This window comes from Marinobacter sp. PE14, from assembly GCF_053566155.1.
The window spans coordinates 898,948-913,399 of sequence record NZ_JBQXNY010000002.1 but is presented as its reverse complement, the minus strand read 5'-3'; the positions used below and the strand labels follow the sequence as shown (position 1 = coordinate 913,399).

Annotated in this window: 9 protein-coding genes; 5 read left to right on the top strand and 4 right to left on the bottom strand. The window is 58.9% G+C overall.

Annotated features, from left to right (window positions below; translation table 11 throughout):
• The first annotated feature begins 11 nt into the window (after positions 1-11).
• From ACWJ62_RS09925 to rsuA, 3 genes are all read left to right on the top strand, one after another.
• Complete coding sequence (locus ACWJ62_RS09925; RefSeq protein WP_449286028.1) at positions 12-1,262, top strand: lytic murein transglycosylase; 1,251 nt, start codon at positions 12-14, stop codon at positions 1,260-1,262.
• Between the two features lie 62 nt (positions 1,263-1,324).
• Positions 1,325-2,353, top strand: coding sequence for a metal-dependent hydrolase (locus ACWJ62_RS09920; RefSeq protein ID WP_449286027.1), 1,029 nt, complete (start codon positions 1,325-1,327; stop codon positions 2,351-2,353).
• A gap of 5 nt (positions 2,354-2,358) precedes the next feature.
• Positions 2,359-3,051 carry a 16S rRNA pseudouridine(516) synthase RsuA gene (gene rsuA / locus ACWJ62_RS09915; RefSeq protein ID WP_449286026.1) on the top strand — a complete coding sequence of 231 codons (693 nt, stop codon included), beginning with the start codon at positions 2,359-2,361 and terminating at the stop codon, positions 3,049-3,051.
• Between the two features lie 3 nt (positions 3,052-3,054).
• On the opposite strand, the gene ACWJ62_RS09910 is transcribed toward rsuA, so the two are convergent.
• Together ACWJ62_RS09910 and pbpG are read right to left on the bottom strand one after the other, a co-directional pair.
• Complete coding sequence (locus ACWJ62_RS09910; RefSeq protein ID WP_449286025.1) at positions 3,055-3,534, bottom strand: asparaginase domain-containing protein; 480 nt, start codon at positions 3,532-3,534, stop codon at positions 3,055-3,057.
• Positions 3,535-3,553: 19 nt separating this feature from the next.
• Positions 3,554-4,468, bottom strand: coding sequence for a D-alanyl-D-alanine endopeptidase (gene pbpG / locus ACWJ62_RS09905; RefSeq protein WP_449286176.1), 915 nt, complete (start codon positions 4,466-4,468; stop codon positions 3,554-3,556).
• Positions 4,469-4,730: 262 nt separating this feature from the next.
• Between pbpG and ACWJ62_RS09900 the strand changes: the two genes are divergently transcribed.
• A complete protein-coding gene (locus tag ACWJ62_RS09900) occupies positions 4,731-7,334 on the top strand; it encodes an EAL domain-containing protein (RefSeq protein ID WP_449286024.1) in 2,604 nt (867 codons plus the stop codon).
• Positions 7,335-7,346: 12 nt separating this feature from the next.
• Here ACWJ62_RS09900 and ilvD read toward each other — a convergent pair whose 3' ends face one another.
• Positions 7,347-9,035, bottom strand: coding sequence for a dihydroxy-acid dehydratase (gene ilvD, locus ACWJ62_RS09895; protein WP_449286023.1), 1,689 nt, complete (start codon positions 9,033-9,035; stop codon positions 7,347-7,349).
• Positions 9,036-9,247: 212 nt separating this feature from the next.
• On the opposite strand from ilvD, the gene ACWJ62_RS09890 reads away from it, so the two are divergent.
• Entirely contained in the window at positions 9,248-11,665 is a 2,418-nt protein-coding gene (locus tag ACWJ62_RS09890; protein ID WP_449286022.1) for a phosphoketolase family protein, read from the top strand.
• Here ACWJ62_RS09890 and ACWJ62_RS09885 read toward each other — a convergent pair.
• On the bottom strand, positions 11,646-14,372 hold the full coding sequence (locus ACWJ62_RS09885) for a cation-translocating P-type ATPase (RefSeq protein WP_449286175.1): 2,727 nt from the start codon (positions 14,370-14,372) through the stop codon (positions 11,646-11,648). The genes ACWJ62_RS09890 and ACWJ62_RS09885 overlap by 20 nt on opposite strands.
• Between the last annotated feature and the right edge of the window lie 80 nt (positions 14,373-14,452).

Here is a 14,452-nt window from a genome sequence, read left to right as displayed (position 1 = left end):
AGAGGTTTTGTGTGCTGACCAAACCTGCAAGGATTCTTCGCCAGGGCGGCCTTACCCGCGGCTTATTGTTTTCCGGTTTTCTGTCATTTCTGTCACTGCCGGCCATGGCCCAGGACAACGCTGAGGCTGAGCCGGCGGGGTTTGCCGAATGCAAGGCCCGGCTTCAGGAACAGGCCATTGCCGCCGGGGTCAGCAGCAAGACCGCCGATGAGGTAATGTCCGGGGTTCAGCATCTGGCGCGGGTGATTGAACTGGACCGGCGGCAACCGGAATTCACTACTACCTTTGCCGACTACCTGAATCGGCGGGTTAACGAAGCCCGGGTCAGCAAGGGCCGCGAACTGTTGCAGGAACATCGGGATCTGCTGGCCAGAGTCACCCGGCAAACCGGCGTTCCGGCGCCTTATTTGGTGGCCTTCTGGGGCCTGGAAACCAATTTTGGCAGCTATTTCGGCAAGATGCCGGTACCCAGCTCCCTGACAACCCTCGCCTGCGATCCCCGTCGCAGTACCTTTTTTACCGAACAGCTCATAGCGGCCCTGCGCATTATTGATGAGGGCGCCATACCGGCTGACCAGATGGAAGGTTCCTGGGCCGGAGCCATGGGCCACGTTCAGTTCATGCCAACCGTTTTTCTGAAACACGCGGTGGATGCCGATGGAGATGGCCGCAGGGATCTGTGGAACAGCCTGCCGGATGCCATGATGTCTGCGGGCCGGTTTCTCGAATCCATGAACTGGGACGGCGACTACCGTTGGGGCCGCGAGGTCCTTTTACCCGAGGATTTTGACTATTCCCTTGCGGACGGTCGTCGTTTGCCGCTGGCGCAGTGGCGCGAAATGGACATTACGGATGCCTTCGGCAAGCCTCTGGCCCGCGAACCGATTAATGCCGCCCTCGTGGTGCCGGCAGGACACCGCGGGCCGGCGTTTCTTGCCTATCACAACTTCCGAGTGATCATGGGCTGGAACCGTTCCGAGTTCTACGCCATTGCGGTTGGTCATCTGGCTGACCGGATTGCCGGCGCGGGCAAACTGCAAAATCCGCCGCCCGAAGACGCGCCGGCGCTGTCCCGCGCCAACATAATCAACCTCCAGAAAGCCCTGCAGCAACGGGGGTATGAGCCAGGCAACCCCGATGGCATCATGGGTCCAGCAACGCGGTCTGCCATCCGTCAGTTCCAGGCTGCCAACAACCTGGTGGCTGATGGCTACCCCGGTGAATCGGTGCTGGCGGCGCTGGAAATACCTGCAGGACAGTGATCCACCAGGGAACCGGCGGCCTACTACTGCAGGACACCGTTTTGATGCGAGACTGATCTGACATGGATTCACTCACCCAGGCCGCCCTGGGCGCCTCCCTGGCGGGCGCCTTAGCCGGCAAGACTCTTGGCCGCTCGGTCCTTTTCACAGGCGCTGTCCTGGGTACTCTGCCGGATCTTGACGTGGTGATCGATTACGGCACCGCGGTGGCCAACTTCACTCAGCACCGTGGATTCAGCCATTCGTTGTTCGTTCTGGCCCCTCTTGCAGTGGCCCTTGCCTGGCTACTCTGGCGATGGAAACCTCAACTGAGTTTTCAGCGGTGGCTCGCCCTGACGGGGCTGATCCTGATTACCCATCCGTTGCTGGACGCCTTCACAACCTATGGCACCCAGCTGTTCTGGCCCATCGGGCCGCCCGTGGCCATCAGCAGCATTTTTATCATCGACCCGCTGTACACCCTGCCCCTGCTGGCCGGCTGCCTGTTTTTTCTGATCCGGCCGCCCGCCAAAACGGCGTTACTTGCGGGACTGGCACTGTCCACCCTGTACCTGGGCTGGAGTGTTCTGGCCCAGCAAATGATGACACAGCGAGTACAACCCGCGCTTGCGGAAGCCGGCCTGGAAAACCCCGACCTGCTGGTTCAGCCCATGCCATTCAACACCCTGCTATGGCGGGCGACGGCTATGCAGGGTAATCAGCGGGTAGAAATTGTTACCGGCTTTCTGGATGGCGATGCGCCTCTGAATCTTGAATACTTTCCACGCCGCCCGGAGCTGGCGAGCGAAGTCTCGGACCTGCCCGAGGCCCGGCGCCTCGAATGGTTCACCCGTGGCTTCCTGGATTACGACCAGGCCGGCGACCGCATCACGGCCACCGATATCCGGCTGGGCATCCCCGGCGCGCACCCGTTTACCTTTGTTCTGGCGACCCGCAATGGCAGCGGCATCGACCCCACGGCGAGCTTTCGGACCCCACGCCCACCGGTAAGCACCGAAGCCCTGGGGCTGCTCTGGTCCCGAATGATTGGCGAAACGCCGGTGCTTTGCCTGGCCAGTCTGAGCTCCCCGGCACCGGGACAACGCTGCTGAATACCATGCGACTGGACCAGTTTATTGCCAACAGCACCGAGCTCTCCCGAAAAGAGGCCAAGCGGGCCATCGGCCGCGGGGAAGTAACGATCAATGAGCAAATCTGCAAGGGCGCCAACACCCGGTTGGCCGGGGATGAACGGGTGGCCTTGTCAGGCACCCTTCTGATTCTCCCGGGCGAGCGCTACCTGATGATGAACAAGCCAACAGGCGTGGTGAGCGCGACGACCGACAGCGACCATCCGACAGCGCTGGACCTGTTGCCCGCAGACATGACCCGACATCTCCATATTGCCGGGCGCCTGGATGCAGACACAACCGGCCTGCTGTTACTGACCACAGATGGCCAGTGGTCCCACCGGGTCACCTCACCGCGAACCGACTGCCCCAAGACTTACCGGGTAACCCTGAACGAACCACTGAGCGAAGCGGCGGCAAAGCAACTGGAGCATGGTGTAGATCTGAATAATGATCCCAGGCCAACGCGACCAGCCCGGGTAAAGATTGTGGACGCCAGGGTCATTGAGCTGACAATTTCGGAGGGGCGCTATCATCAGGTCAAGCGCATGGTAGCAGCCGTTGGCAACCACGTTGAAGCCCTTCATCGTGTCCGTATCGGGCAGGTCGAACTGGATGATGCGCTAATGCCCGGCGAATACCGGGAACTGACCGCCGAGGAAAGAGACAGCCTGGCGTGACATTCAGGTGCGCTCGAAACGCTGCGCCTTGAGATTCTTGCGCACTGCACCAGCCTCGAACATCTCACCATTCATCGCGATATACACACCCGGCGGCAGCAGCTGCACCGCAGCCCAGGCAAACCCAACATTGAATACCGCATCGGTTCGGCGCATTCGGGCCGGCTGCATGGCGCCGGTCAATACGATGGTCTTGTCCTTCAGGCTGGACAGCACCGCCGCAGTATCGGCCATGGTATCCGTGCCGTGGGTGATAATGATTCGGCCACAATCGCATTCACTGGCCGCCGCCAGTACCTGCTGGCGATCATCATCGGTCATCTCAAGGCTGTCCTTGCGCAGCAGTTCCCGCAGGCGATAGCCCTCGTGGATGTTGGATTCAGACAGCAGCTCCGGCATCAGGCTGTGCCCTACCTCGAACTCGCTGTTGGCATCGAAGTAGACCTTGTCGATGGTGCCACCGGTAGTGAAGATCTGGATCATAACGGGATTCCTTTCAGTGTCAGTTCACACTGACCGTACTGTTACCAGCGGTCGCGTAAGACGCGTTCTTTTCCTGTTCGTAGCGCCGTGCGGCAGCGGCCACCGAGCCCCTGGCTCCGGTATCAAGCCAGCGTTTTATCCGTCCGGCATCGCCCATCGGCGAGCGGGTACCGAGGGAATCCAGCAGCACGGTCACCACCTCTTTGCCGTTCATCTTTGAGATCATCACCAGGCAGCGACCGGCCTCGGAGAGGTAGCCGGTCTTGCTGAGGGCCACCCCCCAGCTATCCCGATGCACCAGGGCATTGGTATTCCCGAACGACAGGCTGTAACGGGGCTGCCGGAACTGCCCACGGAAATAACCGGTGGTGGAGTATTCCTGGATTTCCGGATAGTCAGCCGCAGCGTTTACAAGCTTCACAAGATCCGCGGCGGTTGAGAGATTCTCCGACGACAGCCCGGTCGGATCAACAAACCGGGTGCCGGTCATTCCCAGGGCCGCGGCCTTGGCGTTCATCGCCTCAATAAAGGCATCGAATCCGCCCGGATAGTTGCGGGCAAGGGTGTACGCGGCAAAGTTTTCGGAGGACATCAACGCAATGCGCAGTACATCTTTACGACGCATCTCCGAGTCGATGCGAATCCGACTGTAAGCGTTGGCGGCGGCGGGCGTATGCCGCTCATGAAAAGTCAGCCATTCATCCAGCGGCTCGCCGGATTCCAGCACGACCAGCGCGGTCATGACTTTGGTAACAGAGGCAATGGGTACGGACCGGTCGGCATTCTTGCCGAAAATCAGCTCGTTATCACCAGCCACGGCAACCGCGGCATTCACCGAAGCGAGCCTGGGCCCACTGTCTGTTTCTGCGTCCCGCTTTTGGGATTCGCCCCCCGTTTGATGGGCCATAAGTGATCCAGGCAGCCAGAGCAACATCAAGATCACGAAAGGGGAAAAGCCGGCGAGTCTCATTTGTACAGATCCTGTGATTTATTCATGCATCGCGCTACCGGTCCGGAAACAGGCTTCTACAGATATGATGATCAGGGCTAACTATACCAGCGAATGCCTTGTTTGATCAGGTGAAAAGTTTCTTGCGCCAATTTCACATAGCAAATGCAAGTGAGCTGAAAAACCATTAAAATTCTGCCTGATTCATCGAGTCAGAAAACACTACTTAGTGGGACCGTCGCTTCATATGGATGACAGCACACATCAGACTGAAAAAGCCGTGCTGTCACAACTCAGAGCCCAATCCGGGCTGACACCTTTTCGACGGTGGCTGCCATTCCTGTTTCTTATGGCTGCTATGGCATACGGTCTGCTCGCCAGCCTCCTCCATGTGCCTGAAAATCCGCTTTCCCCGCTGTCGCAAGTCGACTCGCCCGAGTCAACGTCCCAGTCCTCCCGCATTGTGCAGATCGACTACCTGGTTGCCCCTCTGGAACAGATTATAGACGACGAAAACTGGCGGCAGAAAAACTGGCAAGCGGCCCCGTCAGAGAACTCCGGCATTGGCTATTACAACGGACCCGTCACCTTCAAGGTGACGGTGGAAAACCCCGGAACCACAAACACCGAACAGTGGGCGCTTGTATCCGCGCCCTACATCGACCGGCTCAGGCCCGCCATTCTCGATGAAAACGGCGTTTTCCAGCGGCTTCGTGTAATGGGAGACCTTTACCCGTTCGGTAACCGGCTGATTTCGCTACCACCGTGGATCTGGCCAGTTTCATTACCAGCGGGCACGACCACACTATTGTTCGAGGTTCAGAATGCCGGCCCCACGCTGCTGCCCATCAGCATTCTGGAACCGAACAATGTTGTAAGCAGCATCGCAGGTACCATGACCTGGAAGGCGTTCATCACTGGCCTCCTCGTCTTTGCACTGCTGCTGAACCTCAGCTTTATGATGAAATTCAGGCTCCCCGGGCTGGCCTGGCTGGGCGTTCTCACGCTATCCGTTATTCACGTGCAGCTTGTCATGGAGGGCTTCGGGCTCTGGCTGATTTGGCCAGACTTCCCGCAAGTAAACGCATTACTGAACATCAGCCTCTGCCTTTGCCTCATCTCACTTTGCCAAATCACGCCAAACTTTATCCAGGTCTCTAAACTCCCGAGACTGCTACTGAATGCGACGAGTGTGCTCGGCCTTTTACATTTGCTGGCCATGCCATTGCGGCTTCCGTTGGTCGGTCAGGACTCCTTCCTGATACTGGCCCTGACCGGTGGCTCAATGATTCTGGCCCTGACTCTCAAGCAGGCCCGACACGAGGTGTATGCCCGCTACTTTGCGTTATCTCTGCTCTGCATTCTTCTGGGTACAGTTATCTCGGCGGCACGGACTGTCGGCTGGGCCCCGGTGAACAGCTTTACCGATTCCGCATTCTTTATCGGTGCAGCGGCCGCATCTCTGATACTGACCAGCGGCATTGGCCGTCAGATATTGGAAGAGCGCAAAAAAAGGCTGGCTTCCGATATTCGGGCCCGCCAGGAACAAACGCTGCGATCTCACGTTGAACAAAATTACAAACAACTCCTCAAAACCCACAGTGTTACCGGCAAACCCAATCGGGCCATGCTTGAGGAGTCATTGGATCAGCTTGATAGCCAACAACAGCCCTACACCGTCGCCATGATTCAATTGACCCGGTTTAACGAAATCGAGCAGGCCCTCGGCTATCGGACGGCAGAGGATCTGCTCAGAAGTTATCTGTGGGAGCTCGACGGATTCCTGAAACGGATAATGGGTGATCAGTTGATCATGATTGACGGCTATGCACTCGCCAGCATTGACACCAGCAATCATGCCTTCGCCTTTTACCACAGCGATGCTCCGGACACTTACCCGGAAAATCTGAAAGCACTGATGAACTGGTTGGGAGAGAACTTCCGCGAAGGCCGATTCTCGCTATCCTGGAGCCCTTCCGTGGGTATCGCTCATGCTCCGGAGCATGGGGTCGACGCGTCAGAAATCCTTTCATCAGCTGGCTTTGCTGCCCTGGATACGCATCAGCCCCTCACGGTTTACGATCCGGCTATCGCAGACTTGCAGTACCAGCAGCAAATGCTGATGCTGGATATCGAAGAGGCATTGGGTAATGGCTGCATTTGGCTGGAATACCAACCAACCGTGCGAATACAGGACGCACGTATCGCTTCATTGGAAGCCCTGATCCGATGGCAACACCCGGACTTCGGCACGGTTGCTCCGGATCGATGGATCCCGTTAGCCGAACAGGTCGGGATGGTTCACCACGTTACGCTCTGGGTGGTCGACCGGGTCTGTGAAGATATGAGCGCCCTGAAGGCCCGTCACGGGGGCCACATTGCCGTTGCGGTCAATATTTCTGCAAACGATCTCACCTATCCGGACTTTCTTGAAAAGGTGAAGGCTATTGTGCAACACCATGGGGCACAACCTTCCGACCTGATTCTGGAGATTACCGAAACAGCAATGATGGCTGACACAGCCTTGGCACAGGAGGTCATTCGGACCCTGAGCCAAAGTGGCTTCAGAATTGCCGTCGATGATTTTGGAACCGGGCACTCGTCGCTGGGAACCCTTGCCACGTTCGAGCTGGACGAGTTAAAAATCGACCGGAGTTTTCTCAGCGACATACTCACCCAACCCGCCCGACAGCGAATATTCCGAGCGGCGCTTGACCTGGGTGAGGCACTGGACCTGGATGTCGTGGTCGAAGGTGTGGAGGAGGAAGCTATCGCCGCCTGGCTACAGCAGTTCCCCGGCCTGTATGGCCAGGGATACTACTGGGGCAAGCCAGAACAGCTGAAGACCTGAGCTCCAATCAGATCAGGGCAGATCGGTCACTGCCCCTTTCGAGGCAGAACTTACGGTTCGCGAATACTTCGCCAGCGTGCCTCGGGTGAAACGGGGTGGTGGAGCCTGCCAGGCCTGCCGACGACGTTCCAGTTCCTGATCCGAGACATCCAGCTCAATCCGGTTACTGACGGCATCAATGGTAATGGTGTCGCCATCCTCGACCAGCGCAATCGGTCCGCCCTCGGCCGCTTCCGGTGTGATATGGCCAACCACGAAACCGTGGCTGCCCCCTGAAAACCGGCCATCGGTAATCAACGCGACATCGCTGCCCAGGCCCTTACCCATAATCGCGGAGGTGGGGCTCAGCATCTCCCGCATGCCCGGTCCGCCTTTGGGGCCTTCGTAGCGGATGACCAGCACATCGCCGGCCACCACCGTGCCGTCGAGAATCCGCTCCTGGGCTTCTTCTTCCGAATGGAATACCCGGGCACGGCCGGTAAAGTGAGTGCCTTCCTTGCCGGTAATCTTCGCCACCGCTCCCGTTGGTGCGAGATTCCCGAACAGGATCCGTAGATGGCTGTCCGCCTTGATCGGGTTGTCAAAGGCGTGAATGATGTCCTGCCCTTCCGGATAGGGGGCAACATCAGCCAGGTTCTCCGAAAGCGTCTGGCCGGTTACCGTAAGACAGTCACCGTGCAGCAGCCCGCGGTCCAGCAACATTTTCATCAGCGGCTGGATGCCGCCGATGGCCACCAGCTCCGACATCATGTAGTGGCCGCTCGGGCGCAGATCCGCCAGCACCGGCACCCGCTTGCCAATCTCGACGAAGTCTTCCAGCTCCAGATCGACACCGACGGTGCTGGCCATGGCCAGCAAATGCAGTACCGCATTGGTGGAACCGCCCAGGGCGATGACGACCGTAATGGCGTTTTCGAAGGCTTTCCGGGTCATGATGTCGCTGGGTTTGATGTCTTTCTCCAGCAGGTTCAGCACCGCAGCCCCGGCACCACGACAATCCTCCGCCTTGGTCTCCGACACTGCGTTCTGTGCGGAGCTGCCCGGCAGGCTCATGCCCATGGCCTCGATGGCAGACGCCATGGTGTTGGCGGTATACATGCCACCACAGGACCCTGGCCCCGGAATCGCGGTTTCCTCTATCTGCTTCACCTCAATCAGATCCAGATCACCACGGGCGTGGGCACCCACAGCCTCAAACACGGAAATAATATCGGTGTGGTTCTCGCCAGGCATGATGGTCCCGCCATACACGAACACAGACGGTCGGTTCAGACGCGCCAGGCCCATCATGCAACCGGGCATGTTCTTGTCGCAGCCGCCGATCGCCACCAGGCCATCGAATCCTTCACAACCGGCCACCGTCTCGATGGAATCGGCGATCACCTCCCTGGACACCAGGGAATACTTCATGCCCTCGGTACCATTGGCAATGCCGTCCGATATGGTAATGGTATTGAAGATCAGCGACTTGCCGCCAGCCTCATCGGCACCGGCGGCGGATTCTTCGGCCAATTGGTTGATGTGCATGTTGCAGGGCGTGAGGTTACTCCATGTAGACGCAATGCCGATCTGGGGCTTTTTGAAATCCTCATCGGTAAACCCGACGGCCCGAAGCATGGCACGGCTGGCGGATTTGCCAATGCCATCAACAACCGGGGCCGAATATTTCCGGCGCTTGTCCTGATTCTTGTCTTGCGTCATGGGAGTCTCCTTATCAGATGGCTTATTCGAACAGACTCTCAGAAACCATGGCTTTCGGCAACGGGCAGGCGAGCAAGCCTGCACGCGGGCGGGTGGAGCGCTTGGCTTGGAGCAGTCTGCAGAAAGATGCAGTTTCGACTGACCTGCATCAAGGGCAGTTCACAGCGGTGGTTTTAAAATTCCCGGACACACTGACGCCATGGAGGCATCTCATGCCATTACCCATTCAAACAGCAGCGGTTAATCACGCCGCTTCAGACTGCCCGGATTTCCGGCGCTGGTGCGATGGTTATGGCGTCATCCAGCACAGTGAAGCCACGCAACATCAGGTCAGCGTACTGGCAGAGCACCTGGTTGCTGCCGGCCACCAACCCGATGCTGCCACGGTCTATCGTAAACTCGCCGACCTGGACAGGCTGACCAGTGCCGGTCTCTGGCTGGTAGTCCACATGACCTACGCCCGCCGGGTTGATGTTTCCGGCCAGCCCCTGGCGCCTCAGGACTTCAAGACCAATCCGGAAGGCCACACCGGCGGGGCACTGAACATGGTGCCGGCCTACGCCGGCTATCTGGCTCTGAACAATCTGACCGGACGCACACGAAGCTGGCTGATGGGCCAGGGGCACTGCGTGGCAGCCGTGGACGCCCTGAATGTCCTCACCGGAAACCTTCATCCGGAACAGGCGGAGCGTTATCGAGGGCCGGACGGGCTCTCAACTCTGGTTTCCGATTTCTACAGTTACCGCCAGAAGCCGGACGGTACCATGGCCGCGCCCCTTGGCAGCCACGTCAATCCGCATACCGCCGGTGGCATTCTCGAAGGTGGTTACCTCGGGTTTGCCGAGCTGCAATACGCCCACATGCCCCTGCCGGGTGAGTCTCTGGTGGCCTTTCTGTCTGATGGAGCCGCCGAAGAGCAGCGCGGCAGTGACTGGGTTCCCCGCTGGTGGCGGGCTGAGGACTGCGGCGCGGTGATGCCGGTTATGATTGCCAACGGACGGCGCATCGAACAGCGGACCGAGCTGGGCACCCGCGAGGGTCTCGAACGTTTTGAAGCGCATCTTGAACACAGGGGCTTCGTGCCCTTCCGTTTTGATGGCCGCGATCCTGCCGCCTTTGTCTGTGCTCTCTATGAAATGGAGCAGGCGCTCGCCACCAATGGCGAGGCCGCACTTCAAGGCGAAAGCGGCTATCCCGTTCGTGTACCCTATGGCATTGCGGAGACCACCAAGGGCTATGGTTTTTATGGCGCCAGCAGCAATGCAGCCCACAACCTGCCGCTGCCCGGGAACCCGCGGATGGATGCCCGGGCCAGGGAGCTGTTTAACGAGCATGCCGCCAGATTGTGGGTGGCTCCGGATCAGCTTCAAAACGCTATCGCTCACCTGAACCAACACGCCGGGCAATCACGCCCACTTGAGCGTGATCATGCCCTCGCGACCCGCAATCCCCCGGATCCAGTGATCCCCCGACTTCCGGCCAACCCGGAATGCACCTCGCCAATGAAGGCCGTGGATGATTTCTTCCGTGCTCTGGTTGCTCAGAACCCGGGCCTCAGGGCCCGAGTAGGCAATCCGGACGAGCTGGCTAGCAATCGTCTCGGCGGAGTGCTGCATGATCTGAAGCACCGCGTGAACGATCCCGAAAACGATCAGGAGTCGGTGCACGGCAAAATCATCACCGCACTTAACGAAGAAGCCGTGGTATCGGCTTGCCTGGCCAACAAGGCGGGCCTGAATCTGGTCGCCAGCTATGAGGCATTCTGCGTAAAGATGCTTGGTGCCATTCGCCAGGAACTGATCTTTGCCCGGCACCAGAAAGAAGTGGGCCGACCGGCGCGCTGGCTTGGCCTGCCGGTTATTGCAACCTCACATACCTGGGAAAACGGCAAGAACGAGCAATCCCACCAGGACACCACCTTTTGCGAAAGCATGCTCGCAGAAATGAACGACGTGTCCCGGGTGCTGTTTCCGGCGGACTACAACAGCACCCTGGCAACGCTACCATCGGTGTTCAGTGATAGGGGCAAGATTACCTGTATGGTGGTCCCCAAACGGGATCGCCCCTGTGTCTTTGACACCCGGGAAGCAGAACTACTGGCCAGGCATGGAGCCCTTGTGGTGGACGAGGACACCTCTGCCGGCGAGCCGTTGCTGCTCATGGCTAATGGCGCCTATCAGTTATCCGAGTCCATTAGGGCGTGTGAACGCCTGCGGGAAACGGGCACCCCCTTCCGCCTGGTCTATATCCAGGAACCCGGCAGGTTCCGCCAGCCAAGGGACACCATGGAAGCACAGGTATGCCTGTCGGAATTTGAAAGAGAGCGCCTGTTCCCCCACCGCATTCGCAGACGGGTTGCCCTCACACACATGAGGCCGGAGGTCTTCCGGGGCCACCTCTATCCACTGTTTCCGGAACCATCACAGGCCCGAGTTCTGGGCTACATCAACCGCGGCGGCACATTGAACGAGGCAGGCATGCTGTTTGCCAACGGTTGTTCCTGGGGCCATGCCCTGGCCGCCTGTGCCAGTGTTATGGACAAACCCCCGGGCGAATGGCTTTCCAGCGCGGAGCTGGCCGCGGTGGAGGGCCGGGGCGATCCTGCAGTGATTACCCGGGGCCTGCCCTGAGCAAACGCCTTCTGACAACCGTCTCGATTTCGAGAATCACCAGAACCACCACGCCGGACGCCGCTGCAAACCCGAGCATTTCAAAGCTCAGCGCCTGGGTGCCGAAGGTCTCGTTGAACCAGGGCGCATAAGTAAACAGCAGTTGCAATGCAATGACTGCGGCAACGGCCAACAGGACGATCGGCGTACCCAACACCCCTCGCAGGGTAATTGACGCTGAATCCAGGTATCGCACCGCAAACAGGTAAAACATCTCCATTGCCACAAGCGTGTTAACCGCAAGGGTCCGGGCAGTGCTCTCATCACCATGGTGATGCATGGCCCAGTACCAGGCAGCGAAAATGCCAACAAGGAACAGCAGCGAGACGAAGACCACACGCCAGACCACGAATCCCCGAAGCAGGGACTCATTCCGCCCCCTTGGCGGATGCTTCATAACATCGGGTTCCGCGGGTTCAAACGCCAGGGTCATGGCCAGAACCACAGAGCTGACCATATTTACCCAGAGAATCTGGAGTGCCGAAATGGGCAGGGTCAGCCCAAGCAACAGGGCGGTAACGAGGCTGATAGACTCCCCACCGTTAATGGGCAGCACAAAGGCAATGCCTTTTTTAAGATTGGTGTAAACAGTTCGACCCTCGCGCACGGCTGCGGCAATACTGGCAAAATTGTCGTCCAGCAACACCACCGAAGACGCTTCCCTCGCAGCTTCCGAGCCCTTCACCCCCATGGCAATACCCACATCCGCCCGCTTGAGGGCCGGTGCGTCATTGACCCCGTCTCCGGTCATGGCGACAACTCCATGCAGGGCCTGGAGCGCAGTGACCAGTCTCAATTTGTGTTCCGGACTGGTCCGGGCAAAGACATCCACTTCACCAACAAGATCCCGAAGCTGATCATCATCCAACTGGTCCAATTCCTTACCAGTCAGAACACGTTCGGTATTTTTCAGGCCCAGCTTGCGGGCAATAGCGCCTGCCGTGATCCCGTGATCACCGGTAATCATCTTCACCCGGATTCCGGCATCGTGGCACTCGGCAATGGCCCGAATGGCCTCCTGCCGTGGCGGATCCAGCAAACCAACCAGACCAAGCAGTTCTGCACCCTGTTCAAGATCTTCAATGGCCAGTTCGCCAATGCCACGTTCTGCGGGCTTCCGGGCCAGGGCCAGCACTCTGAGACCATCGGATGCCATCTCGGTGATAACCCGCTCCCAGAAATCCCGGCGCAGTTCACTGGTTTCCCCGGATTCGGCAACCTCGCTGTTACACATATCCAGGATCCGCTCCGGCGCGCCTTTCAGGTAAATCACGCTATGACCGTGGTGGTCATGGTTCAGCGTCGCCATGAAGCGATTCTGGGTATCGAAAGGAATCTCATCTTTCCGCGGCCAGTCGGCGGCGCTGCCGTCAACATCAAACCCGGCTTTGCGGGCAAACACGGAAAGCGCGGCCTCCATTGGATCGCCAGTGATCCTGACCTTTCCCGAATCATGGTGGACATGGGCGTCGTTACAAAGAGCCGCGGCCCTGGCAAGTTCGTCCAGCAGGGTGGAGTCTATTGGCTGCCCCTGATCTGCGTTCAACGCACCCGCGAAATCATAGCCCTCGCCGGTCACCTCCAGCCGGCAACCAGACAAGACTGCCCGGGTAACCATCATTTCGTTGCGGGTCAGGGTACCGGTTTTATCCGAACAGATGACCGACACCGCGCCCAGGGTTTCGATAACCGGCATACGACGAACCACGGCCTGCCGGCGTGCCATCTGGCGCACACCGATGGCCAGGGTAATGGTGAGAATTGCTGGTAAGCCCTCGGGTATCGCGGCAACGGTGAGGCCAACCACTGCCATAAACAATTCCCGGAATGGCAGACCGCTGAATGCAGCTCCGCCAACAAAAATCGCAATGCCGGCGGCAATCACGATGATGGAAAGGATTCGGGCGAACCTGTCCATCTGCTCCAATAAGGGGGTTTTCAGAGTCGTGGTCTGGGCGAGGAGTCCGGAAATTCGACCGATCTCAGTGCGCGCGCCGGTTCGAACCACAACGCCACGGCCGGTCCCGGTCGCAACCATGGTGCCGGAGAAGGCCATCCCGGACTGGTCCCCCAACGGAGCATCTGAAGCCACCGACCCTGTTGATTTATCAACAGCCTCGGACTCACCCGTGAGAATGGCCTCATCGATTTTCAGGTTGTGGGATTTTTCCAGACGCAGATCGGCGGGCACCCGGTCTCCAGGCTCCAACAGTACCGTATCGCCCGGAACCAGATTGGCAGCATCTATCTGATGCTGGCCATCGGACCGCACGACCCGTGCTTTGGGCGCAAGCATGTGGCGAATGGCCGACAGGGCCTGCTCGGCCTTGCCCTCCTGAATGAAGCCCACCAGCGTCTGGATAACAACAACGGCGAGAATGACGCCAGCATCCACCCAGTGGCCCAGGCTCGCCGTGATTACGGCGGCCCCTGCCAGTACGTAAATCAGGAAATTCTTGAGTTGCCGTCCCAGTCTCGCCCACGGCCCCTTTGCACGAGCCTCCGGCAAAGCATTTGGGCCATGGCGGGCCAGGCGCTGGCGAATCTCATCCTCAGACAGGGGCTCCCTTGCTTTGAGCTCCTGTCTTGCTTCCGCGGACTGAAGCACATGCCACTCCGGCTCCCGCTGCTCGCACTCGCCGTTTTTCAAGACCACCGATTCCGACATCCCCTGAGAGCTCCCTGCCATTGCAACACCCCATTAAACCCCGGAAAGCACCCGGGGTGGTTTGCGCTGCATCAAAGACA